We start from the raw sequence: 25006 nt of genomic DNA on the forward strand, positions 1-25006 counted from the left end.
TATAATCCAGGCGTGACGCGCGTCCCCGCACTCGATCACCCCGACGGGAACCGGTCGATCCCGCCGCGCGGCCCGGCGGAACTTCTCATCGTGTCGAGCGGTCCCGGTGAAGTGGCGACCTGGGCGGTGCCGATGGCCCGCGCGGCGGCCGCCTGGGCGGCCGCGCGCGGGCACGCGCTCACGCTGTCGCTGGTGCTGCCCCCGTGCCAATTTGCGAGCGGGCAGGAAGCGGCGTTCGCGCGCCGCCAGGGGCTCTTTGCGCGCGTGCTCGGCCCGCGGGAGTGCCTCGCGATCGTGACGGGTCTCCGGCGTCTCACGCTCGCCGCGCCCGGGTGCGTCCTGCATCTGGGGGGCGATTTGTGGTACTCGTCGACGCTCGCCCGCCGCGCCGGCGTCCCGGCGTTTGCGTACGTCGAGACGCCGCTGATCCGCTCGCGGGCGCACCGGTTCGCCCGCGTCTTCGTCCCCTCGCGGGATCTCGCGGACGGGCTTGCCTCGGAGGGCGTTCCGCGCGATCGTCTCTTGACCGTCGGGGACCTGCGCGTGGATGCGCTGACGCAGGCCCGGCCGGGCGCCCGCGTGCCGCGCGCGGGGCTCCAGGTGGCGTTGTTTCCCGGCAGCCGGCGGTGGATCGTGCGGGGGTTCCTGCCGTTCTTGGTCGACATCGCGGCCGCGATGCGCGAACGGCGACCCGACGTGCGGTTCGTCCTCGTCGTCTCGCCGTTTCTCCGCCGCGAGGCGCTGACCCAGGTGCTCGACGGTCAACGGCCCGCGCTCGCGCGGCTTGGGATCGCGGTGGCGGACGGCGACGATCTCGGGGCGGCGGCCGAGGCCGATCTTGCCGTTACGCTTCCCGGTACGAACACCGTGCAACTCGCCGTGCTCGGTGTGCCGATGCTGGTGGTCCTGCCGCTGGACCGGCCGGGGCGGATCCGCACGGAGGGGCTGAGCGAGTGGCTCGGCCGTGTCCCCGGGCTTGGGAGCGCGATCAAAGGCGTCATGGCCCGGCGATTTCTGAAGCGGCCGCACGCTCTCGCATGGCCCAACCGCGAGGCCGGACGGATGATCGTTCCCGAACTGGTCGGCCGGCTCAGCCCCGGGGAGGTGGCCGGGCGGGCGCTCGCGCTGCTCGAGGATCCGGACGGACTCGACGCCACGGCCCGGGATCTGCGGGAATTGTATCGCACGCCGGCGGGGGTCGCGGATCGCATGCTCGAGGCGATGGCGTCGTCCCTGGCCGCGCCGGCCGGCCGTATCGCGGCGCCGGCGTGAGCAAACCACGTCTTCTTATCGTCAGCAACGGCTACGGCGAAGATCTCGAGGCGGCGCAGGTCGTGCGGTCGCTGCCGCCCGATCGTCTCGACGTCGCGGCCTATCCGCTGGTCGGGCTCGGGGGGGCCTATCCCGCCGGCGTGGAACTCCTCGATCCGCGGCGCGACTTCCCGAGCGGGGGTTTCGGAGTCCGCGCCGGCTGGCGAAGCACGTGGGCCGATCTGCGGCACGGCTGGCTCGCCTTCTGGCGGGCCCAGCGGCAGGCGTTGCGCGCGCAGCGCGGCCGGAGCGGACTCGTGCTGGCCGCCGGCGACGTGTATTGTCTCGCCATGGCGGCCGCCGCGGGCGGACCGACCGTCTACCTCGCGCTGCCGAAATCGGAATACGTCGGTCCGCACTCGCCGCTGGAGCGGTTGCTCATTCGGCGCCTGGCCACCCGCGTCTTCGCGCGAGACGAGGTGACGGCCGAGGCGCTGCGGCGGCGCGGGATCGACGCGCACTACGTCGGGTTCACGCTGATGGACACGCTGGCCGTGACGGGAGCAACCTTCGGCCTGCCGGCCGGCCGGCCGGTCGTGACGGTGCTCCCCGGAAGCAAGCCGCCCGCGTTCAATAACCTTCCCCTCCTCCTCCGGACGGTGGAGCGGGTCGCGGCCCGCATGGCCCCGCCGCCGGATGTGCTCGTTGCGTGGGCCCCACACCTGGCCGGCGAGCGCCTGCGGCAGACGGTGGAGACCGCCGGCGGCCGGTGGATTGACGGGCGGCGCTTCCGCCTCGGGCAGCTCGAGGCCCTGGTGACGTTGGAGCATTTCGCCGACGCGCTGGCGCAGGCCACGGTGGTCCTGGGCATGGCCGGCGCCGCGCACGAGCAGGCGGCGGGGCTCGGCAAGCCGGTCGTGGCGTTTCCGGGCACCGGCCCGCAGTTCACTGCGGTGTTCCTGGCCGAGCAGCAGCGGCTGCTCGGGGACGCGCTCGTCGCGACGCGCTCCCCGGAGGAGGCGGTCGAGGCGGTGCTGCGCCTCCTCGGCGATCCGGCGGAGCGCGAGCGCCGCGGCGCGGTCGGGCGTGCGCGGCAGGGTGGCCCGGGCGGCGCCGCGGCGATCGCCCATTACCTCCTGACGCGCCTGGCGGCGTAGCGGGGATGGGGCGCCGCGAGCGCGTCTGGGCGGCCGCCGTGCTGGCCGCCGCCGCCATCCTCACGTTCGCCCGCCTCGGCGCGGGCACGCTGTGGGATCAGGACGAGACGAAGTACGCGGAGGTCGCGCGGGAAATGCTCCAAACCGGCGACCCGATCACGCTGCACATGAACGGCAGTCCGTGGTACGTCCACCCGCCCCTCTACATGTGGCTCGTCGCGGCGACGGGCCGGATCGCCGGCTTCAGCACGCTCACCGTGCGGTTCTGGTCCGCGGCCGCAAGCGTGCTGGCCGTGTACGCGACGATGCTGCTCGGCACGGCGCTGTTCAACACGCGGACCGGTATTCTCGCCGGCGCGGTGCTGGCCGTGACGTTCCATTTTCTCGTGCAGTCACGCCTCGCCGTCTTCGATACGGTGCTGCTCGCCTTCATGCTGCTCGCCGCGTACGGCGCCGTGCGCGGGTACCAGCGGGGGCGCGCGGCCGACTATCTCCGGTTTTTCGTCTTTGCGGGACTCGCGACCCTCACCAAAGGTCCGATCGGGCTCGTACTCCCGGCGCTGGTGATGGCGGCGTTCGCGACCGCGCGGCGGGCGTGGCCGCGGTGGCGCGAGGTGCCCTGGGGAACGGGCCTCGCCCTCTACGCGCTGATCGGCCTGTCCTGGTACGCGGTGGAGGCGGCCGTGCGCGGCTCGGCGTTTGTTCGGCCGGTGCTCGGGTACTACGGGGTGGGGCGGTTCTTCGGCGTCGTCGAAAATCAAGCGGGTCCCTGGTATTACTACCTCCCGATTCTGGCGCTCGGCGCGTTCCCGTGGACCGCGTTCTGGCCCGCCGCCGCCGTCTGGCACGTCCGCCGGCTGCGCGAGGACGGCAGCCTCTTTGTGCTTCTCTGGTGCGGCATCACCGTGTGCTTCTACTCGCTGGCGCGGACCAAGCTGCCCAACTATGTGCTTCCGGTGTATCCGCTCGCCGCCGTAGGCGTCGCGGCCCTGTGGGACGCCTGGCTCGAGCGCCGGGCCGACGCGCCGACGCCTGCGGCGGCGCTCTCCGCCGTCCTGCTCGGGGTCCTGATCGCCGGGCTCTACGTCGGGATCGCCGGATACCTTGTGCGGCTGTACCCGCAACAGTACCACGCGTTCAGCCGGATCTTGCTCCCGCCGGCCGTCACGCTCGCCGCCGGCACCGCCATCGCCGCCGTCCTGCTGGTGTCCGGACGCCGCGCCGGCGCCTTCGTCGCCCTATGCGCCGGGATGGCGCTCACGTGGCTCGGCGTGATCGCGTGGGTGGCCCCGGTGGCGGAGGCGGAGAAGCCGATGCCGGTCGCCGCGCGGGCCATCGCGGCGGCCTGGCGGCCGGGCGACCGGATCCTCGGCTACCGGTTGGACGTCTACTCGTCGCTCATCTATTACTCCGGCCACCGGGTGGAGTGGGTGGACACGCCGCTCGGTCTGGCCAACGCGGCCTGCCTGCCCGGCCGGGTATTCGTCGTCATCGCGGACGCTGAGCGCCGGTGGGTGGCGCTGCCCCGGCCGATGACGCCGCTCTCGGCCCGCGGGGGGATTGAGGTGCTGGTGAAGCCCGAAAGCGTGACTTGCCCGTAACTCGACCCGCGGAGTCGAGACGACCGGATGCCGCTACCGAAGCGGTGTGGGGGTTTCCGGCCGCGCGTCGGTCCGTCCCGTCGCGGGCCGCGCCGCCGGTTGGCGGGTCTCCGCCGCGCCCGGCGACTTGAGCGCGCGAAACACGCCGTCGTAAAACGCCTCCCAGAGCAGAAAACTGTAGCATTCGTTGAGGATGAGCAGCCATCCCCGGGCTTCCGCGCGGGGCACCAGCCACCGGATGAACGGCGCGATGAGCCGCGTCCGGTACACGAGCCACTTCACCGGCAGCATGAACGGGGCGATTTCGAGAAAGATGCCGATGCGCGGGGAGCGCCCGTACTTGCGCCAGAAGTAGACGGCGCCGGTGCCGGCCTGCCGCAGCTTCTCCCGCACGCCCGGGAGATCCTCGACGTGGTGATGGTATCCGAGCGCCCGCGGTTCGTATTCGAATCGCACGCCCCGCGCGTGCAGGCGGAGGGCCAGCTCGATGTCCTCCCAGCCGTATCCGCTGAAGGTCTCGTCGAACCCGCCGGCGTCGAGCACGTCCCGCCGCAGCATCGAGCAGTTGCGCGTGGTCACGTGGAACGGCGACAGATCGCGGCGCCGCCGGATCGTAAAATCCGGGGTGATCTCCTTGACCTGCATAAAGGGCGTCACCCGCGAGTCCGGGTGCGTGGCGGTCCGGCCCTGCACGCCGAGTCCCGTCACGCCGGCGGGGTAGTGCCGGTGGTGCTCGGCGAGCAACGTCGGCGTGGCCCAGAGGTCGGAATCGAGAAACACCACGATGCGGCCCCGCGCACGCTGTACGCCGAGATTGCGGGCCGCGCTCCGCCCCCGGTTCATCTGCGTGACGTAGCGAACGGCCGGCCCCCCGGCGGCGGACAGCGCCGCCACCATCTCCGCCGTCCCGTCCGTGCTGCCGTCGTCGACCACCACGATCTCGCACGCGTCGGCCGGAAAGGCTTGCGCGCGCAGCATCCGGAGGGTCTCCTGCAGGACCTCCCGGTTGTTGTAGGTGGGGATGACGACGCTAATCTCCATCGGTCCGCGCGTGGGGCCGCACGTGGGCGTTCGCGTGGAGGTGGGCGAGGTAGCGGGCGTTGAGGACCCCCGACAGCAGGAGACGGCCGAGGCCGGGCGCCCCCGACCGGTCGGCCCGGCGGACCCACGCCTCGACGTTGTCGGGACGCACCAGCCCGAAGAGCCGCTGCGCGCCGTTGAGCGCCAGGTGAAACGGTGTGAACTGGAGCGCCAGGCGCGCCTCGAGCGTCGGATGCTTCTCGTAGAACAACCAGGCGGTGCGGGCGCGCTCTTCCTCCTTCGTCAAGAGGCCGGCGAGGCTCTCGGGCGAGACCTCCTCATGATAGTGGAACAGGGCCGCGTCCCGGCGATAGATACGCCGCAGGCCGAGCGCGCGAAGGCGGAAGCCGAGATCGAGCCCTTCCCATCCGTAGGGGTAGAAGATCTCGTCGAACAGGCCGACCCGCAGGAGATGCGCGCGCCGCACGGAGGCGTTGTCCGTATCGAAGTACGCGGTGGACAGGTCGAGGATGCTGCCCCGCGCCGCAAACGGCCGCTCGAGGGATCGCGTCAGGATGACCGGGCCGCGCCCGACCGCGGCGGGGTGGGTCTCGTGAATCGCCAGGTGCGCCTGCAGGAACGCCGGGGGCGCGAGATTGTCGCTGTCCACGAAGACGAGGACGTCGCCCCTGGCCTCACGGATCGCGTGGTTCCTCGCTCCCGGCACGCCCATGCGGTCGCGCAGCCAAAACGCCCGGATCGGCGGCCGGGCGTCGCGGGCGGCGGTCTCGACCACGGCGCGGGTCTCGTCGGTGGAGGCGTCGTCGACGACGAGCACTTCGTACCGGTCCGGGGGGAGCGATTGCGCCGCGAGGTGGTGCAGGCACCGGGCCAGCACCGGGGCCCGGTTGCGCGTGGGGGTGATGACGCTGACGGCGAGGCTCACGAGGCCGGCGGCGGGGCGGGGCCGGCGGCGGCCGGCACCGGGGCTTCCTCGAGCAGCTGGCTTCGAACCAGACGGCTGTAGGGCCCGTCGCGCGAGGTCAACTCGTCGTGCCGGCCGATCTCCGCGATCCGCCCGTCCAGCATGACGACGATGCGATCGGCGCTGCGGACCGTGGAGAGGCGGTGGGCCACGATGAACGTGGTCCGCCGCTCCGTGAGGCGCGCCATGGCCTCCTGGATCGCTTCTTCCGACTCGGTGTCCAGGGCCGAGGTCGCTTCGTCCAGGATGTAGATCGCCGGATCGTTGAGCACCGCGCGGGCCAGCGCCAGGCGCTGCCGCTGGCCTCCCGAGAGCTGCAGTCCGCCTTCGCCGAGCACCTGGTCGTAGCCCCGGGGCAGCGCGGCGATGAACCCGTGCGCGTTCGCCACCCGGGCGGCGTTCTCGACCTCGCGCCGCGATGCGTGGGGCCGGCCGTAGGCGATGTTCTCCGCGATCGTGCCCGCAAAGAGGATCGTGTCCTGGGGGACCAGGCCGATCTGCGCCCGCACCGAGGCAATCGTGACACGCCGCAGATCGTAGCCGTCGATCTCCACCGTTCCGTCCGTCGGATCGTAGAACCGGGGGATGAGATTCACGAGGCTCGTCTTGCCGGCGCCGCTCGGGCCCACAATCGCGACGTGTTCGCCCGGTTGGACGTCGAGCGTGACGTCGTGCAGCGCGAAGCGCCCCGGTTCGTAGGCCAGCGACACGCCCGCGAAACGGACGCGGCCCTGCGCGCGGGGCAGCGGGACGGCCCCCGGAGCGTTGCGGACGGTCTCCGGCACGTCCAGCAGTTCGTAGACGCGCTCCAGCCCGGCCATCGCCTGGCGCGCCTCGGAGTAGAGCCGCGTCAGGCTCATCGCGGGGTCCATGGACAGCGCGAGGTAGCCGAGGAAGGCGAGCAGCGACCCGGGCGTCATCTCGTGCCGCGCGACGTACCGGGCGCCGGCCCACAGCACGAGCACGAGGGCGAGCGCGGTGAGCAGACTGACGAGCGAGACCTCGACGGCGATGATCCGGCGGATCCCGTAGTTGGCCTGGAACGTGCGCTCGTTGACGCGGCCGAACCGGCGTTCTTCGCGGGACTCCTGGACGAAGGCGCGGATGACCCGCGCGCCGATCACCGATTCTTTGATCAGACCGGTAAGCGACGCGACCTGCTGCTGCGCCCGGGTCGAGATAGTGTGCACTTCGCGCGCGAATACCCGGGCCGCGACCACGAACGCGGGCAGCGCAACGAAGGTGAGGACCGCCAGCCGCCAGTTGATGAGGAACACCATCACGATGATGCCGGTGAGCGTCATCGCCGTCGTGATCAGGTCGACGATCCCGCCGAGCAGGCGCTGCTCGACGAGCTGCGTGTCCTGGATCGTCCGCGAGATTACTTCGCCGCTGTGCCAGGCGGCGAACCGGGCCAGGGACCAGCGCTGGACGCGGTGGAAGATCTGGGCGCGTAGATCGGCTACGAGGCGGTGCCCGACGAAGGCGAGCAGCGACAGCTGGATGTACAGGCACATGCTGCGGAACGCGTAGATCGCGAGCACGATGAGTGCGGCATGGTTGAGGATCGCGAGGCTGCCGGTCTGAATGACCCGGTCGGCCTGCTCGCCGAGGTAGCGGGGCACGTAGAGCCACGCCACGGCCACGAGGATCGCGGCGCTGACGCCGGCGGTGAGCTGGACGGTGTACGGGCGCAGAAAGGCGCTGAGGCGCCGCAATTCGGCCACGGCGCCATTATACATGGGGCGATCGGTGCGGGCGAGCAGGCCGCGATCCCGGAGGACTCGCCCGCCCATCCGCGAACAACCGCAACGGCGCGGCCCGACCGCGGCAAGATGCGCGAGAGATGTGCTATAGTAGGGGCGCCGTGCCCGTCGGCGCGGCCCCGGCACGGAGGATACGCAGCGTATGCATCGATACTTCGCAGCAATCATCGTGACCGTGTGTGTCGGAGGGCTGCTGATTCCGGCCGGCGCCGCCCCGCAGACGACGTCCACGCAGGAACTGCGCACGCTCTTCGGCCACCTGCTCGGCGACCCGGCGATGCTCCACCTGGAGGCGGTCCCCGACCTCTACGACGGCGGATACGCGCGCGTGAGCCTGTACGGGCGCCACGTGATGATCAAGGGGATGCTGATCGACGAATTGTGGATTCGCCTGGTCGGCGTGTCCTTCGACCCGGCCGCGCTCAGGCGCGGCGCGCTCAAGATCCTCGACATTCGCGACAACGCGATCTACGGCACGCTGTCGCTCGCCGCGGTGCAGGACTTTCTCAACCAGCAGGCGTCGGTGAAGGACGTGCGGCTCGCCCTCGATCAGGAGGCGGTCACCGGCGCCGCGACGGTCGTGTACAACGGCATCCCGACGCGGGTGCGGATGCAGGGGATCTTCCAGGTCTACGGGCAGCCGGAGGTCTTCTTCCACGTCCAGGCGCTCTCCGTGAACTCCATCCCCGTCCCGTACGTGCTCGCGGCCAACCTCGAGCGGCAGATCAACCCCGTGGTTGACTTCCGGACGTGGCCGGTGCAGTTCAAGATCCGCACGTTCCGGCAGACGCCGAAAGGGTTCGTGCTCAGCAGTCAGCGCGACTTCGGACAACCGTGCGACATCTGCGGGGGGCCGCCGGTCCAACTCCAACCGTGAGCGCCCACCCGTTCCGGGCCCGGCTCGCGCGCGGCCCGCTCCTCTGCGACGGCGCGATGGGCACGCTCTTGTACGCCCGGGGCGTGGCGTTCGATCACTGCTTCGACGCGCTCAACCTGTCGGACCGCGAGCGCGTCCTGAACGTCCATCTCGACTACCTCCGCGCCGGTGCCGAGATCATCGAGACCAATACATTCGGCGCGAACGCCCTCAAGCTCGGGCCGCACGGGCTCGCCGACCGGGTCCGCGACATCAACCGGCAGGGGGCCAAGATCGCCAAGGAGGCCCGCGACGTTTTCGGCCGCGCCTGCTTCATCGCGGGCTCGGTCGGCCCGCTCGGCCGGCCGATGGCGCCGTTTGGCCGGGTGACGCCGCCCGAAGCGCGGGCGGCGTTTCGCGGCCAGATCGACGCGCTGGTCGAAGGCGGCGTCGATCTGCTCATCCTCGAGACGTTCGCCGACCTGAGCGAGCTCCTCGAAGCGGTTTCTGCCGCGCGCGAGGCGTGCGATCTGCCGCTGATGGCCCAGATGACCTTCACCGACGACGGGCGGACGCGGTACGGACACAGCCCCGCGGAAGTGGTCGCGGCCCTCGAGGGCGCCGGCGCCGACGTCGCCGGCGCCAACTGCAGCGTGGGACCGGTGCCGATGCTGGAGGTGATCCAGCAGATGGCCGCCGCCGCCCACGTGCCGCTGTCCGCGCAGCCGAACGCGGGGTTCCCGACCCTGGTCGAAGGGCGCTACATCTATGTCTCGTCGCCGCAGCACATGGCGACGTACGCCAAGAAGATGGTCGAGGCGGGCGCCCGGGTGATCGGCGGGTGCTGCGGGACGACGCCGGAGCACATCGCGGCGATCCGGCGGGTGATCGCCGGCGTCGAGCCGGCGCCGGAGCGCCCGATGACGGAGGCGGTGCCGGCCGCCGGGCGCGACGAGGCGTTGCCGTCCGTCGGCCAGCCGAGCGAGCTGGCGCAGAAGCTCCGCCGGTCGTTCGTGATCAGCGTGGAGGTGGATCCGCCGAAAGGCCTCGACGCGACGAAGGACCTCGAGGGGGCGCGGCTCCTCAAGGAGGCCGGCGCGGACGTGATCGACGTCGGGGACAGTCCCATCGGACGGGTGCGGATGAGCGCGCTCGCGATGTGCTACCTGATCCAGCAGCACTGCGGCATCGAGACCATCATCCATTTCACGACCCGCGACCGCAACCTGGTGGGGCTGCAGGCCGACCTCATCGGCGCGCACGCGATGGGCGTTCGCAACGTGCTCGCGCTCACCGGCGAGCCGCCGCGCGGCGACTACCCGAACGTGACGGCCGTGTACGACGTGGACAGCACCGGCCTGGTGCGCATCATCAAGCGGTTCAACGAGGGGCTCGACCTCGCCGGGAAGTCGATCGGCCACCCGGCCCGGTTTCTCATCGGCGGCGCGCTCGACATGACGACGGCGACGCTCGACCGGGAACTGCCGAAGCTGGAGCGGAAGCTCGAGGCGGGGGTCGATTTCTTCATGACGCAGCCGATCTACGAGCCGGAGACGCTCGAGGCGTTCGAACGCCGGGCCGGCCGGCTGCCGGTGCCGGTCCTGGTGGGCGTGCTCCCGCTCCAGAGCTTCCGCCACGCGGAGTTTCTGCACAACGAGGTGCCCGGCATCACGATCCCGGACTGGGTGAGAGACCGCATGCGGATCGCGGGCAACGCCGGGCGGGACGAGGGCTTCCGGCTCGCGCACGAGCTCCTGGTGGCGCTCGTCGACCGGATCGACGGCGCGTATCTGATGCCGTCGTTCGGCCGCTACGAGGTCTGCGCGACGCTCACCCGGGAGATTCGCGCGCGCGTCGGGACGGTAGGGGGCAGAGCGCGGACCTGATCCGTGCCCTGTGCGGGGAGTTCGCCGCCGTGCCGCGCGGTACTACGCGGTAAAGGCTCCGATCCACCTCACTCGCGCCTCGGCCCGATGTACCGCGTTGTAGAAGCGCCGATCGCCGGTCCACAGGGCGCAATCGTACCTCTCCGCCAAGGCGAGATAGTGGCAGTCGTACGTGGTTGACCGCTGCAGACCTGCGGCGAGGGAGAGCGCCCGCGCCGCCAGTCCCGGTTCCTCACGCAATTCGACACCGAAGGCGAAGATCACGCCGAGGGCGGACGCCGCGGTGGAGATGTCCAGTTCGCCGCGGAGCATGCGTTTGTAGAGCGCGTCGGTCACCTCGGCGACGAGCAGGCAGGGAGCGACCAGGTGCACGTCGTTCCGTCCCCACTGCTCAGCCAGGGCGAGCGCCTGGGCACTGTGTGGTTCGGGCAGGGCCCACATCGCCGCCAGGCTGGCGTCCACGATCACGGTTCCCGTCGTCACGCCGGGCGCCGCTCCCTGGCCTGCCGGATCAGGTCGGCGGAACTCGCCTTGAAGATCGTGCCGTGGAATGTGTCTGACCGGAAACGCCGGGCGTTCTCGACCGCGGTCGACAACCGCGCGCCTTTCCTGCGTGCGGGCGCGTCCTCCTCATCACGCTCGAGTTGGCTCGTAATGGCGCGGACGCAGTATTCGGAGACCGAGAGATCTTGCTCGGCGGCGGCCGCCTTCACTGCGCGCCGGAGCGTAGAGTCCGGAAGGTAGATGTTCAAGCGTACTCTCGCAGGGGGTTTCCGGGCTGTCCGTACCATGTCCACGCCTCCGCAGCCGAATGTAGCACCAAAGCACTAAGGTGTCAAACCACGTGTGAAAAATGGGGGACAACAGTCCATGAACCCTGCCGGGCGGCGCAACGTTACTACATTCACAGCGTCACCGGAAAGGGGGCGCAGAACCTTGCGACATCGACTGATGCTTGCTCTCGTGCCGATCCTGGTGCTGTCGCTGGCGGGTCCGCAAGCCGGACTGGCGCAGCCGGCGATCCAAGTGTACGTGGACGGCCAGGTCGTCAACTTCGACGTGCCGCCTACAGTGATCGGCGGGCGGGTGCTCGTGCCGCTTCGCGGCGTCTTCGAGCGCCTGGGGGCGACCGTGGACTACGACGCCCCGACCCAACACATCGTCGCGCTGCGCGGCGCCCAGGCGGTCGAGCTCACCATCGGCTCGCGCCAGGCGCGGGTCAACAATCTCCCCACGTTACTCGATGTCCCCGCGTTTACGATCGCCGGACGGACGATGGTGCCGCTGCGGTTCGTCAGCGAGGCGCTCGGCGCGGGCGTGCAGTGGGTGGACGCGAGCCGCGCCATTCTCATCAGTTCCGCAGCCGCCACGCTTCCCGTCCCGCCGCCGAGCCCCGCTCCTCAGGCCCCGCCGCCGCCGACCTACGTGCCCCCCGCCCCCGCGCAGGTGCCGCCGATCACCGGTCAACTCCTGACGGTCGCCACGGGGACGGCGCCGTACATCGTCGTCGCGGCAGGGGGGCAGCAGTACAAGCTCCCGGTTGCGCCGTCTGCGACCATCGGGCGCTACAACGCCGACACCCGCGCCGGCGGACCGGTCGGGCTTGAGGCCCTGCGGCCGGGCGACACGGTCACCGTGACGGCGGACCCGCAGTACCAGGCCACGCGGATCGTCGCCTTCTATCGCGTGGCCGCGCAGGCTCCCCCGCCTGCGCCGAAGCCCGCGCCCTCCCGTCCGTTCGCGGTGGAGGTCGTCTCGGGGAAGATCGTCGACGCCAACCTCCAGGCGCGCACGGTCAGGCTGGACAACGGCCGGACCGTCGCAGTCCCGAACGACGCGTACATCGTGCACGACCGCGGGACGGCCGGCTTCGGCGCGATCGCGGCCGGCCGCCTCGGCCGCTTCTGGGTTCTCGGGGGCACGAACCAAGCCGTGGCGATCGACGTCACGGAGCGGCTGGAGGTCCGGGCGGTGGAAGGGACCATCGTGGACGCGAACTTCAAGGCCCGCACGGCCAGGCTGGCCGGCGGCGAGGTCTTCACCGCGCCGTCGAATATCCACGTCACGCGCAACGGCGGCCCGACCGATTTCGGCGCGGTGGCGGCCGGCCGCCTCGGTCGTTTCTGGGTGATCGAGGGGACCCATCAGGCGGTGGCGATTGATCTCGCGGATGCCGCGGCCGGCCCCGGGAGCCTCCCCGCGGCCGGGACGATCGAAGGGTGGATCGCCGATGCCAACTTCCGGGCCCGCACGGCGAGGCTGGCGAACGGACAGACGGTCGCGGTCTTCGGGGACGCCTACATTGCGCGCGGCAACGGCCCCACAGACTTCGGCGCGGTGGCCGCCGGCCGCTACGGGCGGTTCTGGGTGACCGCGGGGACCACGCAGGCCTTCCTCGTTGACCTGACCGAGCCGATCGCGGTCCAGATGGTGACCGGTAAGATCGTGGACGCAAACTTCAACGCCCGCACGGTCAGGCTGGCGAACGGTCAGACCTTCACGATCGCGACGAACGCCTATATCGCGCGCAGGGGCGGCCGCACCGACTTCGGCGCCGTCGCGGCCGGCCGCTCCGCCACGTTTTGGGTCGTCCAGGGCACCAATCAAGCGTTCCTCGCGGACCTGGGGGACTAGCCGCCGCGCACCCGATTCCCGTGCGGCGTCACCGCGAGGCCGGCGGCGCGGGTTTACCCCGCGTCCGCCGCGGCCTCGCGGACGACCGCCATCACTTCATCCACGTGGTCGTCCCATGAAAACCGCCCCGCCCTGGCCCGGCCGGCGGCGGCGAGCCGCGCGCGCAGATCGGGGTCGCGGGCGAGACCGGCGACTTGCCTCGCGAGCGCCGCCGGGTCGCGGGGCGGATAGTATACGGCGGCGTCCCCGCACATTTCATGGTTGAGCGGAAGATCGGCTGCGACGATCGGTAATCCGCTGGCCATCGCCTCGACCAGCGGAAAGCCAAACGATTCGCACAGGCTCGGATAGACGAACAGATCCGCGGCTTCGTAGATGCGATGAACGGCCCCGTGCGGGATACGCCCCAGAAGCCGCACGTGGGCCTGGAGCCCGTGCCGTTCGATGAACGCCACGTAGCGCGGGAAACCCTTGGGCCAGTCTTCGCGCGCGATCGTGAGCCACATCGTCGCGGCCAGGGCCACGTCGTCGCGGAGCACACGGCCGGCCTCGAGCAGCAACTCAATCCCCTTGTATGACGCGGCGTGCGACACGTAGAGGATGCGCACGCCGTTTGAGGCGGCGATCTGGGCCGCGGCGTCGCCGGGCACGGGGGCCCCTCCGCGGAAGGCCGCGACCCCGAAGCCGTGCGGGATCACGCGAAACTTCGCCGGCGGCAGGTCGGGATAGCAGGCGCGGATCATCTCCCGCATCGCGGCCGACGGCGTGACGACCCGCCGCGCCGCGCGCATCACCGCGTGGGCGAGGGCGCGTGTCGCCGCCACTTCGAGCGCGCGGCCGCGTCCCAGCGCGGCCAGGTAGAACGGACAAAAATAGACGGGGTTGCGCTCGAGTACCACCTGCGGCACCGGAGACCGGATCGGGCCGAAGTTCAGCAGCGAGAGCAGCACGTCGGCGTGTTCGCGAACGGCCACCCGCGCGATGCCCCACTGATCCCACGCGGCGTGGACAAATCGGTTGCGGAGCGCGCCGACGTCCACGAGGCGAATGTTCGAGGGGAGCGCCGGCAGGTGCCACTCCGAGTTCACGCAGGCGATGAACGCATCGTCCGGATACCGCCGGCCGGCGGTGTGGAGAAAGTTCGGCAGGTGCGTCGCCGCGCCGCCCATGCGCGCGGCCACCGCGTTGATGACGACGCGGAGGGACCGACTCACTGCCGGACGGTCATCCCGGGACGGAGCCACGCCGGTGCCGGCGTCCAGTACGGCGTGGCCGGGTCACCGTAGCCTCCCAGGTCCGCGATCCGGGTCCGGACGTGCGCCCAGGCGCCCGGGGCGATCTGGACGTAGTGGTGACGCGCGAGCTGATCGCGGAGCGTCGCGTCGATCGAGTAGTAGGGTTCCTGTCCGTGACCGTAATCGTTGAGGATGACGTAGTCGAAGAGTTCTGGGTCGATCTTCCAGCGGACATCGCCGCCCGTGATCTCGATCCACGCCGGATCCCCCCCGGCGTAGAACATCGTCTGGGGGGTGTCCGCGATCGTACGGCCCCGCGGGAGCGCGGCGACGATCTTGGCCGAGTAGAAAGGGGACGGATCGATCGGCGGGACGTGGGCCATCGAGGCCCGCGCGATCCGATCGGTCATCGGGTCCCAGACGTCATAGGCCGTCGTGAGGCCGACCACGACCACGAGACCGGCGGCCAGCGCCCGGGACCACTCCTGCCGCGGGCCGCGCGCACGCCACGTCCACAAACCGACCGCCGCGACCACGGTGAGAAGATAGGTTGCCGGAAGATCGTAGTACCGGTTCACCAGGCTGTCCCACGGCGCGAAGATGTACAGGACGATCCACGGCACGCACCAGACCCAGATCGCCCGAAACTCCGCGCGCCACCGGACCGCCGCGGAGATCCCAAGAAAGATGAGCAGGAAGACGGCGATGAACAGGTGGGCCTCGACGGCCAAGGGGATCTCGGAGAGCGCCTTCGCGATGCCGCGGAGATCCCAGTCGCGAAAGAAGAACCGCTTCGTGAGCCCGGAGGATGCCTGGAACGTTAGCCAGCCCGCGGCGATCCAGATCACGCTCGGGAGCGCAGTGATGGCCGCGAACGCGCCGGCCGTGACGGCGGCCGTCCCACGCCGCGTTGGACGGACCGGCCACCACATGACGAGGAATGCCGGGTAGAGGAGCACGGTCGTAAACTTGAACCAAACCGCCAGGGCCAGCCATACGCCGGACCAGATCGCATCGGCCCGGCGGCGGGTGTCGCCGTACCGGAGGAGCAATACCGCGGCGGCGAGCGCGCAGCAAATCGTGAGCGTATCGAGCTGGACGTTTTGCGAGAAATAGATCAGGCCGGGGGCGACCGCGACGAACGCGGCGGCCACGACCGCGATCTGCTCGCTCCGCATGAGCCGCCGGGCGAGGGCGGCCATCAACGGTACCGCCGCGATGCCGGCGAGCACGATGGGCAGCCGGGCGGCGGCCTCGGAGGGGCCAAACACTTTCATGGCGGCCCACATCAGCCACGGTCCGCCCGGCGAGAACGTCCGGTCCAACCCGAGCTCATTGTGCTGAGACCACAGCCCGTACCGGTCGAAATTGAGGGCAATCATCGCATAGTGCCCTTCGTTCCAGGCCATCAGGCGGTTGAAGGGTCGCGCGATGTGCGCGAAGCGGAGCACCGCGCCGAGCACGGTCACACAGGCGACGCCCCAGGCGTACATCCCGGCGGAAAGGTGGGCGCCCTCCCAGGGTGCGGGGCGGTCCCGCGCCCCTGTCATCTCCGGACGGCGATTTCCGTGAGGACGCGGGAACCCATGGGCTGCTACCGCGGCCCCACCGTAAACGAGGTCGCGAGTCCAGGAAGTGTGTTGATGCCGAGCGTGACGTACCACTGGTTCGAGGCCGGTGACTGCGGAAACGTCCGATACACCACCCCAAGCGACACGCAATCGCAGGTGGCGTTCACCGCGTAGTCGACTTCCGTGTACTGTTGCGTGGTCAGATTGTACAAGACGTTGGTGCTGAACAGGATCGACGGACTGACGGTGAACGCCAGGTTCAGGCCGACGGTCGTTTGCTGCGTGAGAAAGTCGTACGTGCCGCTGAGGGTTCCACTTTGAAGCGCCTTGCCGGGATAGTAACTGTAGCTCAGGGAAATGGCGCTGTCCGATGCGATGTGGTCGAACAAGAACGGGGTGGCGCCGGTCACCTGGGCGAAGTTGTACGAGAGCGTCGTCGAACTCGTCTGAGTGAGAACCTGGGTCAGGGCCGCGGCGGCCGCGCTGATGTTGCGTACGTTGCCCACGCTGTACGCATCGTAGCGGTAGTATCCTCCGGCTGAGACCGTGAGCGATTGGTTGAGGTGAATCGTGTCGGTCGTGAGCGTCAGCAGTCCCTCGGTCCGGAACGCGTTGACGCCGCTCTGGCTCTCCTGAAAGTTGCCGGCCTGCACCTCGAGCGCGTACGTCAGGGGCAGCCTGCCCACGGTGCGGGTGTCGAGATCCGCTTCTACCGTGTACTGATCGAAGTTGAACTGATTGCCGTTCTGATCGAAACTGACGGCGCGGCCGAGATGGGAGGTGACGAGGTAGCCTGGGAAGTGGCGGTCGATGATGGCCTCCCCGGACACGCCGGACCGGGTTCCGTAACGGACCCGGACCTGACTCTCCCACTTTCCCAGCGGGAGATACTGGTTGTATTCGACCCACACCCCGTTGAAATTGTCGTAGCCGAGGGTCGGGCCGGTGGAGGCCTTGCGGCGCGTGCGCTTGAGCGAGACGGTGTAGGCCGGCACGTAGAGCACCGGCACGCCGTACACGCGAAGCACCGCGCCGTACGCCGTCAAGTAGTCGTCGGGAACGACGACGACCCTCCGGGCGGTGACGCGGAACGCCGGGTGGGCGGGATCGCACGGCGTCGCGGACGCCGTGGTCGCCACGCCTCGCCCGCCCGCGGTCGTGATCGTCCGGCCCGTCAGGGTCCAGGGGGGGTATTTGGTGACCGCCTGGCTCATCTCGCCCACGCGGGTCTGGTAATTGTATTTGAGATTCTCACCGGTCGACGTCCGCCCGGGCTCGGTGAGGACCACGCGGCCGGTCGCCTGGACGTCGCCCGTGTTGAGGTTGCCCGTGAGGTGGTCGGCCGTAATCGTCGTGCCGGCGCGCGTGGCGACGACGTGCCCGTCTGCGACCACGTTCCCCGTCTGCGTATCGTATTCGATATGGTCGGCCGTGAGCGTGACTGGTCCCTGGGTGGCCGGGGCGACGGGTTGGGCCAGAGCGGACGATGCCAGCGATGCCGCGAGCACAAGGCAGGCGATCAGGGCCGCCGCGCCGCGGAACAGAGGCGAGGGCCTTACCACGGGACGGGAGCGACGTCGGGGTGGCGGCGGAGTTGTTCGGTAAGGACGGCCTTCGCGCGTTCAAGCGCCTGAGGCGTCGTGCCTTCCGCCCGCACCACGAGCACCGGCTGCGTGTTGCTGGCGCGCACGAGGGCCCATCCGTCGGGGAACACGACGCGGACGCCGTCTATGTCGACGACGTCGTACCCGGATCGGAGCTCGCGCGTGACCGCGTCAACGACCTGAAACTTGCGGTCGTCGGGGCACGCCACGCGGATCTCCGGCGTCGCGTAGTAGCGCGGGATCTCCGCGGCCAGCGACGACAACGGCCGGTCCGTGTGCGAAAGGATCCGCAGCAGGCGCCCCGCGGCATAGACGGCGTCGTCGAAGCCGAAGTACTCGTCGGCGAAGAACATGTGTCCCGACATCTCACCGGCGAAGACGGCCCCTACCTCGCGCATGCGGGCCTTGATCAACGAGTGGCCGGTCCGGGTGAACTCCGGGCGGCCGCCGAGGCGCCGGATCTCGTCGATCAACGCCTGAGAACACTTGACCTCCACGAGGGCCACGGCGCCCGGATGACGGGGAAGTATCTCGCGCCAGAACAGGGCCATCAATTGGTCGCCCCACAAGATCCCGCCGAGGTCATCGACGACGCCGATCCGGTCGCCATCGCCGTCCAGGCCGATGCCGACGTCGGCATGGCCGTCGCGTACGAGCCGGATCAGATCGGAGAGGTTCTCGGGCACAACCGGGTCCGGGTGATGGTGAGGAAACGAGGGGTCGAGTTCGCAGTAGAGCGGCAGTACGTCGCAGCCCCACGCGCGGAGGATTTCCGGCGCGAACGCCGCCGCCGTCCCGTTCCCGCAGTCCAGCGCAACGCGGAGGTGCCGGGGTCCCAACCGAATGCGTTCTGCGAGCATCCGGCGGTACGCCGGGAAGATCTCCCGTGTCTCCATGTCGCCCGGGTTGCCGGGTTCGGTCGGCGCTTCCGTCAGGACACGGACCTCCTGGATTTGGGGCCCGTAGAGAGTCCCCGGGCCAAGGCACAGCTTGAACCCGTTGAACTCCGGAGGGTTGTGACTCGCCGTCACCATCATGCCGCCCTGCACGTCGAAGTGGTGCAGCGCAAAATAGAGCATCGGCGTAATCGCCACGCCGGCGCCGATCGTGTCGCACCCCGCGGCGGTGAGGCCGCGAATCGCCGCGGCGTACAAGTCCGGGGAACTCACCCGGCTGTCATGGGCAATGACGGCCCGCCGCACGCCGCTGCGACCGAGGTACGCGCCGAAGGCCCGGGCGATCGTCTCGGCGGCCTCCGCATCCAGATCGCGGCCGACGATGCCGCGGATATCGTACTCGCGGAAGATGTGTGCCGGTGGCTGCATATGACAGAGAGAATTTGCCCCCGCCCGCGTCCCTACCTACCGTCCGGCGATTGTTGCCACTCCGGGGGTCTTTGGGAGGACTGCTCTGCATCGCCCCGAATTGGCAAGGGTTGAAAGAGAGGCCGGTGGGAGGGTACGGGTTTCGCAATGGATGATGATACTCTGGACATTCGGTACTATCTGGCGGTGTTCTGGCGTCACCGGCGCCTCATCATCGCCGTGACGCTCGCGGCCGTCCTTGTCGCAGTTCCCGTAACCCTCATGTCGCGGCCGGTTTACGAGGCCGTCGCCGTCCTCTCTGTGCCCCAGGCGACCCTTCAGGTCGGAACTCCGGGAGGGAGCACTGCCGCCGGCCCGAGCATCAGCGAGGTGTTGAATCCCCAGTTGCCGGCCCAATCGCTGGCGCAATTTGCCATGCTGGACGGGTTGCTGGAGGCGGTGACGAGGTCCGCATCGAGCACGACGACCGGCGTGCACGAGAAATTCGCGGCCACAATCCCGCGCGACGGGGGCAATATGGTCGAGCTCGGGGTCCGCGGATCCAATCCAGAGCGCGTCGCGAAAATCGCCAATCTGTGGGCGGCGGTCGTCTCGGAGAAGGGCAGCGGGCTCTTCCAGGCCGAGGCGCGCCAGTCGTTCGCGTTCTTCGACCGAGAACTCCAGAGCGCTCGGAGCCGGCTCAACGGCTCAGAGGAAGCGCTCCGCCGGTTCAACGCGCGGAGCCGTGTTGGCGAACTCCAGGCCCGCGTTCAAGCGCTCACGAGTCAGATCGCTGCGTACCAGTCTGATCTCCTCGACCTGTCGGTGAGGCTCGAGCAGACCGAGGCACGGTGGAATGCAATACGGTCGCAGCTTCGGGAGCAGCCCAGAGTCTATACGCTCACCAAGGCCGTCACGACCGACCCCGACGCGGTCGCGGCCGCCCGGCAGGACCTCGCGACGCTAAGTCATCTGAGCCTTCGCACCCAGGAGCTGAACACAGTCTACGTGAGTCTTGACCAGCAGGCGGCCAACACGGCGGTGCAGGTGACTGAGCTCCGTGCGGAGCGGGCCGCGACCGCGAAGACCATGCGGGACATGCAGGCGCAGTTGTCATCTATGCGCAATGAATTGGCCGCGCTGCAATATCAGGCTACCCAGCTTACCCGGACGGCCGATGATACCCGACTGTTGTACGCCGGATTCCTCAAACGGCAGCAGGAGACCGCCCTTGCGTCCGCCGCGACGCATGCGAGTCCGGTCGTGGTCGCGTTGGAGGCGTCGGTCCCCGCTCAGCCCCTCCCCAGGCACCGGGGCTCGACCCTGGCGATATTCGGGATTCTGGGTTTCTTTCTCGCGCTCGCTGCGGCGCTTGTGATCGAGTACCTCCACGTTCCGTCTGCCCGTGCACCGCTCCCAAGCTCCGGCCTTCCCCAACCGTTGCCGGCGGCCACCGGTATCGGCAGTAACGGGGATCCTGGTTCCTGAGCGGGTCTCGACGCACAACGCCGCGGGCGTCATCGGCGACCGCAATGCCTTTGCGTATGAATACTGGGCTACTCTCATTACCGTCTTCCTCTACACCGCCGGCTACGCCGCCGTCGGCTTCGGATTGTTGTTTTTCGGGGCGCTATGGCGGCTCGTGAGACGACGCCCCATCGTGTGGCAGTCCTCCGCCCTCGACGTCCCCCTTGCGGGCTTCGCGGTGATCCTGCTTGTCTCCGCGGCCGCATCCCCGTACCGGGGTGTGGCCATCGAAGTCACCACGATACTCGTCCTTTCGGGCGTCATCTATTTTGGATCGTTCATGTGGCTGTTGAGCCGCGCCGCCGGGGCTCGGACCGCGCTCTTTTATGCGTGGGTGCTCGGGGCGCTCGTTGCGGCGCTTGCGGGGTTGCTATACTCTGCCTCGTCGTACTCTCAGATAGGAGCCCATACCTGGATCCATGCCCGGGCGGAAATCCCTCGGGGAGTCGGTCCCAACGGGTTGGGAACGACCCTGCTTCTCGGGACCATTCTCGCGTCGGGATTGGCGTTCCGTGTGCGCGGGTGGACGCTCGTTGGGTTGTCGGCATGCGCGTCCCTCACGTTCGTAGGGCTGCTCGCCACCGGATCGCGCGCCTCTCTGGCGGGCTTGATCATCGGGACGGCGTACCTCGTCTATCGCGAATTGCGGACCCGGCCGGTTTTGATGGTGTCGGTCCTCGCCGGGGGCGCCGTGGCATTGGTCTTGGCCTCCGCCGTGACTCCGCAGCTCCACCAACGGCTGCGGGACACCGTCACCGACGTCTCCGGCAACCGGATACGGATCTGGCGCACGTCACTCAGCATGATCCGAAGGCATCCCGTGCTGGGTACCGGTTTCGGCACCTTCGAAACGGAGTACGAGCGGCGCAAGGCCCCGGGCATGAGCCCGGAACCATTTGCGTTCAACCTGGCGCTCAACATCGCCGTCGAGACCGGCCTCGTGGGATTCCTCGGCGCCTGCTGGATCGGAGTGGCGGCGGTGCGTGCATGGTGGCAGCAGGGACGCCGCGCCCCACCGTTGGCCGATCCCATGCGATCGGTCATCGCGGCGCTGTGGGTCGGCCTTCTTGTTGACCAGCTGGCCGACAACACGCTGTTCTCGGTCAGCACGAGCGCGGCGCTCTGGCTGATGCTGGCGCTTCTGGTGGCCTCGCCGCCTCGCCGCTACACGGTTTCCGGCGAGACAAGCATCCCGTAGAACAAACTGAAGGCGATGGCGCCCTCAGGTGTGTCAACAGTGGGGTACAAAACGTTCAGCGTCAGCAGGAGGCCGAGGCCAACCATCCCGATGACCGGTGCCGGCCACCCGACGGCTACGGTTCGAGCGCGGATCGCCCGCCGCCCGGCGACGACGGCGGCCCATACCATGCCGAGGTAGAGCCCCAACCCCAGTATCCCCGTCTTGATGAGCAGAAAGACATATCCTGACGAGGCGTACGGCCAGGGGTGGCCCGGATCGTGCGGGGCCCGGCGAAGCACGAGGCCGCCCAGGCCCTCCCCGAACAGTGGGTTCGGGGCGAGTCGCCGGCCGACTTCCCTTAGTTCCGCGAGACGGTCCTGAACCGAGTTATCGGCGCCCGCCCGGACCCAGCGATAGACGCTGCTCTTCACCGGGACGGTGAACCAGGCGGGCCCGTACCCGCCGGCGGCGCCGATTCCGATTAGGGCCGCGACGGCCAACGCCGCTCCAATGATCGCAAGACGTCGAGGCCTGAGACCTCCGAATACCGGGAGGCTGATCACGACCATGCCCGTGGCGACGGCGAGGAATTGAAGAAAGCGTTCGGATGTCGCGAGCACGTACCATGCGATGGCCGCCGAGGCGGCTCCCCACCACAGCCGGGCCGGCCGCGAGGATGTCGTCATGGCAGTTGCGAGGCTCAGGAGAAACGCGGTGACCATGACCGTCCATTCGAGGTAGCGTACGCTCCACCAGGTGTACGCCCGGCCGGCCACGGCCTGCGGCGGATACCCGGGGAGCGCGATGAATCCGAGCAGATGCGCGAACACCGCCGCGATCGCCACGACTGTGCCGATCACGTAGGCGGCGGCGAAGGCCCGGAAGTCTCGCGGCTGATACCCGCCGGATGCGAAGACGAGCGCGAGGAGGTAGAAGGCGAGCGCCCGCGACTCTCGCACGGCGAGGAAACGGGCGTGCGGATCCCGGAGGCCGGCGATCAGGGGGATCAGCATGTAGGCGATGAAGGCCGCGACCCACAGGACCGTCCGCGGTCCGCCGAGGAGGCGGCGGACGATCGTCGGGATCGCCACGAGTACCGCGCAGGCCGCGAGCACGTCCAAGAGGTTGACCTTCGCCGCGCCCACGGTGATCGCGGGAAAGAGGTGCAGCGTGTACCACGGAATCATCGCGCCGACGAGGAGCGTGGCCAGGAGACTCCCGTGTCGCAGCCGCCGGAGCGGTGAGGCCTCGAGTGCGAAGGTGATCGGCGCGGCGGCGCGCGAAGCGGCAGCGGTCTTCATTCCTGGTCTCGATTGGATGCAACACGCGTATATTCCTCGGGGATTGTCTTCGAGCAGGAAAGCACTTCGGGCAGGAAAGCACGTCGTTGGAGGGAAACACCGCTCCCGTTATGGGTCGCACGCTCGTGCAACGTGTCCTGGTAACCGGCGGGGCCGGGTTCATAGGCGCGCACTTGGTTCGCGCGCTCGTCCGCCGGGGTCACGCCGTGCGCGTGCTCGACGACATGAGCGCGGGGACGGCCGAGAACCTGAGCCGGGCGCTCGACGTGCCGCTGCCGGCGGTACGGGAGGCGCTCGGCACGGCGCGCGCGCGCTGGGTCCGTCTGGCCGATGGATGCGAGGCACGGATCGGGGACGTTCGTGATACGGCGACGGCGGCGGACGCCGCCGGGGGCGTCCACGCGATTCTCCACCAGGCCGCCCTTCGATCGGTGTCCCGGTCGCTCGCCGATCCGCTGAGGACGCACGAGGTCAACATGACGGGGACGCTGAACGTCTTGGAAGCGGCGAGGCAGGCGGGGGTCCGGCGAGTGGTCGTGGCCTCATCGTCCTCCGTGTACGGCGACACGGATCTGCCCAAGCATGAGGGCCAGCTCCCCCAGCCCAAGTCGCCGTACGGGGCCGCGAAGCTGGCCGCGGAGGCATACTGTCAGGCCTATGCACGCGCGTTCGGCCTGTCGACGATCGCGCTACGCTACTTCAATGTCTTCGGTCCGTGGCAGGACCCGTCCTCGGAGTATGCCGCGGTGATCCCCAAGTTCATCCGGCTCGCCATGCAGGGGGAGCCCCTGCCGGTGCATGGAGACGGGGAGCAGTCGCGCGACTTCACGTACGTCGAAAACGTCGTCGACGCAAACCTGGCCGCGATGGACGCCGACGCATCCGCGATCGCGCTGAATATTGGAACAGGCACCCGATGCACGTTGCGGGCATTGATCGAGCAGATCGGGCACATCCTCGGGCGCAGCGTCGAGTGTACGTACGGGCCGTCCCGGCCCGGGGACGTTCAGCATTCGGAGGCGGACATCACGCTCGCGGCCAGGACGATCGGATACGTGCCTCGCGTGGACATGGCCGCCGGGCTGCGCCGCACGATCGAGTCCATGCAGCCGGCGCCGACGAGGATGTAGCCGGCCATGGATTGGACGCGGAGCAGCGTGCTCATCACCGGGGGAACGGGGTCGTTTGGCCGCAAGTTCGTCGACGTCATGTTGCGACGGTACGGGCCGGCCAAATTGGTGGTGTTCAGCCGCGACGAGCTCAAACAGGAAGAGATGCGGCGCGCGCATCCCGACACGGGAGGATCGCCGATTCGGTACTTCATCGGCGACGTGCGTGATCGGGAGCGCCTCGCCCGGGCCTTCCGCGGCGTGGACGTCGTCGTCCACGCCGCCGCGCTGAAGCAGGTGCCGGCCTGCGAATATAATCCGTTCGAGGCCGTGCAGACCAACATCATCGGCGCGAAGAACGTGATCGACGCGGCGATCGATCAAGGCGTTCAGAAGGTCGTCGCCATCAGCACCGACAAGGCCGTGAATCCCGTCAATCTGTACGGCGCGACGAAGTTGTGCGCGGAGAAGCTCTTCGTCCAGGGGAATTCGTACTCCGGGGCGACGGGTGCGCGCTTCAGTTGCGCGCGGTACGGCAACGTGGTCGGCAGCCGGGGAAGCGTGATCCCCGCGTTCCTCGAACAGCGGAAGAACGGCGCAATCACGGTCACGGATCCGCGGATGACGCGCTTTTGGATCACCCTGGACGAGGGCGTCGCCTTCGTGATCCGCTGCATCGAGCAGATGCACGGCGGAGAGATCTTCGTGCCGAAGATTCCCAGCATGAATATCATGGACCTGGTCACCGCGGTGGCGCCGGAATGCCGGGCCGAGTACATCGGCATCAGACCCGGCGAAAAGGTGCACGAGGTGCTGGTCTCGGAGGACGAGGCGCGCCACACGGTGGAATTGGACGACATGTATGTCATTCAACCGGCGCACCCCTGGTGGCAGTCCGCAAACTGGACCGAGGCGCGCCCGCTCCCGGACGGGTTCTCGTTCACCAGCGACGCCAATGCGCGCTGGTTGTCCGTCGAGGAACTACAACGCCTGATTGTGTCGCTCTGACGTAGGCGTCG

General features: G+C 69.2%; 20 protein-coding genes. 10 read left to right on the forward strand and 10 right to left on the reverse strand.

What is annotated here, in order from left to right; all coding sequences use genetic code 11:
• The first annotated feature begins 12 nt into the window (after positions 1 to 12).
• From VGZ23_10350 to VGZ23_10360, 3 genes are read left to right on the forward strand one after another with little or no spacing between them, the layout of a single operon-like run.
• On the forward strand, positions 13 to 1272 hold the full coding sequence (locus tag VGZ23_10350) for a hypothetical protein (protein HEV2357993.1): 1260 nt from the start codon (positions 13 to 15) through the stop codon (positions 1270 to 1272).
• A complete protein-coding gene (locus tag VGZ23_10355; protein ID HEV2357994.1) occupies positions 1269 to 2408 on the forward strand; it encodes a lipid-A-disaccharide synthase-related protein in 1140 nt (379 codons plus the stop codon). Before VGZ23_10350 ends, VGZ23_10355 begins: the two co-directional genes overlap by 4 nt.
• 5 nt (positions 2409 to 2413) lie before the next feature.
• Entirely contained in the window at positions 2414 to 4009 is a 1596-nt protein-coding gene (locus VGZ23_10360) for a glycosyltransferase family 39 protein (GenBank protein ID HEV2357995.1), read from the forward strand.
• Between the two features lie 33 nt (positions 4010 to 4042).
• Here VGZ23_10360 and VGZ23_10365 read toward each other — a convergent pair whose 3' ends face one another.
• Genes VGZ23_10365 through VGZ23_10375 form a run of 3 tightly spaced genes read right to left on the reverse strand, consistent with a single transcriptional unit; the run spans position 4043 to position 7810 of the window.
• The gene (locus VGZ23_10365) at positions 4043 to 5050 is read right to left on the reverse strand and encodes a glycosyltransferase family 2 protein (GenBank protein ID HEV2357996.1); all 1008 of its coding nucleotides are present in this window, start codon (positions 5048 to 5050) and stop codon (positions 4043 to 4045) included.
• The gene (locus VGZ23_10370) at positions 5040 to 5975 is read right to left on the reverse strand and encodes a glycosyltransferase family A protein (GenBank protein HEV2357997.1); all 936 of its coding nucleotides are present in this window, start codon (positions 5973 to 5975) and stop codon (positions 5040 to 5042) included. Before VGZ23_10370 ends, VGZ23_10365 begins: the two co-directional genes overlap by 11 nt.
• Positions 5972 to 7810 carry an ABC transporter ATP-binding protein gene (locus VGZ23_10375; GenBank protein ID HEV2357998.1) on the reverse strand — a complete coding sequence of 613 codons (1839 nt, stop codon included), beginning with the start codon at positions 7808 to 7810 and terminating at the stop codon, positions 5972 to 5974. The genes VGZ23_10370 and VGZ23_10375 overlap by 4 nt, the downstream gene beginning before the upstream one ends.
• Positions 7811 to 7922: 112 nt before the next feature.
• Between VGZ23_10375 and VGZ23_10380 the strand changes: the two genes are divergently transcribed.
• Together VGZ23_10380 and VGZ23_10385 are read left to right on the forward strand one after the other, a co-directional pair.
• Positions 7923 to 8657 (forward strand): hypothetical protein, encoded by a 735-nt coding sequence (locus VGZ23_10380; GenBank protein HEV2357999.1) that lies wholly within the window; start codon positions 7923 to 7925, stop codon positions 8655 to 8657.
• On the forward strand, positions 8654 to 10522 hold the full coding sequence (locus VGZ23_10385) for a bifunctional homocysteine S-methyltransferase/methylenetetrahydrofolate reductase (GenBank protein HEV2358000.1): 1869 nt from the start codon (positions 8654 to 8656) through the stop codon (positions 10520 to 10522). The genes VGZ23_10380 and VGZ23_10385 overlap by 4 nt, the downstream gene beginning before the upstream one ends.
• A gap of 42 nt (positions 10523 to 10564) precedes the next feature.
• Here VGZ23_10385 and VGZ23_10390 read toward each other — a convergent pair whose 3' ends face one another.
• Complete coding sequence (locus tag VGZ23_10390; GenBank protein HEV2358001.1) at positions 10565 to 11005, reverse strand: type II toxin-antitoxin system VapC family toxin; 441 nt, start codon at positions 11003 to 11005, stop codon at positions 10565 to 10567.
• Positions 11002 to 11274, reverse strand: coding sequence for a hypothetical protein (locus VGZ23_10395; protein HEV2358002.1), 273 nt, complete (start codon positions 11272 to 11274; stop codon positions 11002 to 11004). Before VGZ23_10395 ends, VGZ23_10390 begins: the two co-directional genes overlap by 4 nt.
• Positions 11275 to 11458: 184 nt before the next feature.
• On the opposite strand from VGZ23_10395, the gene VGZ23_10400 reads away from it, so the two are divergent.
• The gene (locus VGZ23_10400; protein ID HEV2358003.1) at positions 11459 to 13156 is read left to right on the forward strand and encodes a copper amine oxidase N-terminal domain-containing protein; all 1698 of its coding nucleotides are present in this window, start codon (positions 11459 to 11461) and stop codon (positions 13154 to 13156) included.
• Between the two features lie 53 nt (positions 13157 to 13209).
• Here the strand turns inward: VGZ23_10400 and VGZ23_10405 are convergent, their stop codons facing one another.
• From VGZ23_10405 to VGZ23_10420, 4 genes are read right to left on the reverse strand one after another with little or no spacing between them, the layout of a single operon-like run.
• Positions 13210 to 14370 carry a glycosyltransferase family 1 protein gene (locus VGZ23_10405; protein ID HEV2358004.1) on the reverse strand — a complete coding sequence of 387 codons (1161 nt, stop codon included), beginning with the start codon at positions 14368 to 14370 and terminating at the stop codon, positions 13210 to 13212.
• Positions 14367 to 15941, reverse strand: coding sequence for a glycosyltransferase family 39 protein (locus tag VGZ23_10410; GenBank protein ID HEV2358005.1), 1575 nt, complete (start codon positions 15939 to 15941; stop codon positions 14367 to 14369). Before VGZ23_10410 ends, VGZ23_10405 begins: the two co-directional genes overlap by 4 nt.
• Before the next feature lie 44 nt (positions 15942 to 15985).
• Complete coding sequence (locus tag VGZ23_10415) at positions 15986 to 17524, reverse strand: LptA/OstA family protein (GenBank protein HEV2358006.1); 1539 nt, start codon at positions 17522 to 17524, stop codon at positions 15986 to 15988.
• Entirely contained in the window at positions 17518 to 18891 is a 1374-nt protein-coding gene (locus tag VGZ23_10420; GenBank protein ID HEV2358007.1) for a phosphomannomutase/phosphoglucomutase, read from the reverse strand. Before VGZ23_10420 ends, VGZ23_10415 begins: the two co-directional genes overlap by 7 nt.
• Positions 18892 to 19038: 147 nt before the next feature.
• Here VGZ23_10420 and VGZ23_10425 point away from each other — a divergent pair, with 147 nt between their 5' ends.
• Together VGZ23_10425 and VGZ23_10430 are read left to right on the forward strand one after the other, a co-directional pair.
• A complete protein-coding gene (locus tag VGZ23_10425; GenBank protein HEV2358008.1) occupies positions 19039 to 20358 on the forward strand; it encodes a Wzz/FepE/Etk N-terminal domain-containing protein in 1320 nt (439 codons plus the stop codon).
• A gap of 172 nt (positions 20359 to 20530) precedes the next feature.
• A complete protein-coding gene (locus VGZ23_10430) occupies positions 20531 to 21595 on the forward strand; it encodes an O-antigen ligase family protein (protein ID HEV2358009.1) in 1065 nt (354 codons plus the stop codon).
• Here VGZ23_10430 and VGZ23_10435 read toward each other — a convergent pair.
• Positions 21562 to 22878, reverse strand: a complete 1317-nt coding sequence (locus tag VGZ23_10435; protein ID HEV2358010.1) for a hypothetical protein — start codon at positions 22876 to 22878, stop codon at positions 21562 to 21564. The two genes, VGZ23_10430 and VGZ23_10435, sit on opposite strands and share 34 nt — an antisense overlap.
• A gap of 125 nt (positions 22879 to 23003) precedes the next feature.
• Here VGZ23_10435 and VGZ23_10440 point away from each other — a divergent pair, with 125 nt between their 5' ends.
• Together VGZ23_10440 and pseB are read left to right on the forward strand one after the other, a co-directional pair.
• Positions 23004 to 24008 carry an NAD-dependent epimerase/dehydratase family protein gene (locus tag VGZ23_10440; protein HEV2358011.1) on the forward strand — a complete coding sequence of 335 codons (1005 nt, stop codon included), beginning with the start codon at positions 23004 to 23006 and terminating at the stop codon, positions 24006 to 24008.
• Positions 24009 to 24014: 6 nt separating this feature from the next.
• Positions 24015 to 24995 (forward strand): UDP-N-acetylglucosamine 4,6-dehydratase (inverting), encoded by a 981-nt coding sequence (gene pseB, locus VGZ23_10445; GenBank protein ID HEV2358012.1) that lies wholly within the window; start codon positions 24015 to 24017, stop codon positions 24993 to 24995.
• Positions 24996 to 25006 lie beyond the last annotated feature (11 nt).

The organism is bacterium (assembly GCA_035945995.1).
In the GTDB taxonomy this organism is placed as follows: Bacteria; Sysuimicrobiota; Sysuimicrobiia; order Sysuimicrobiales; family Segetimicrobiaceae; genus DASSJF01.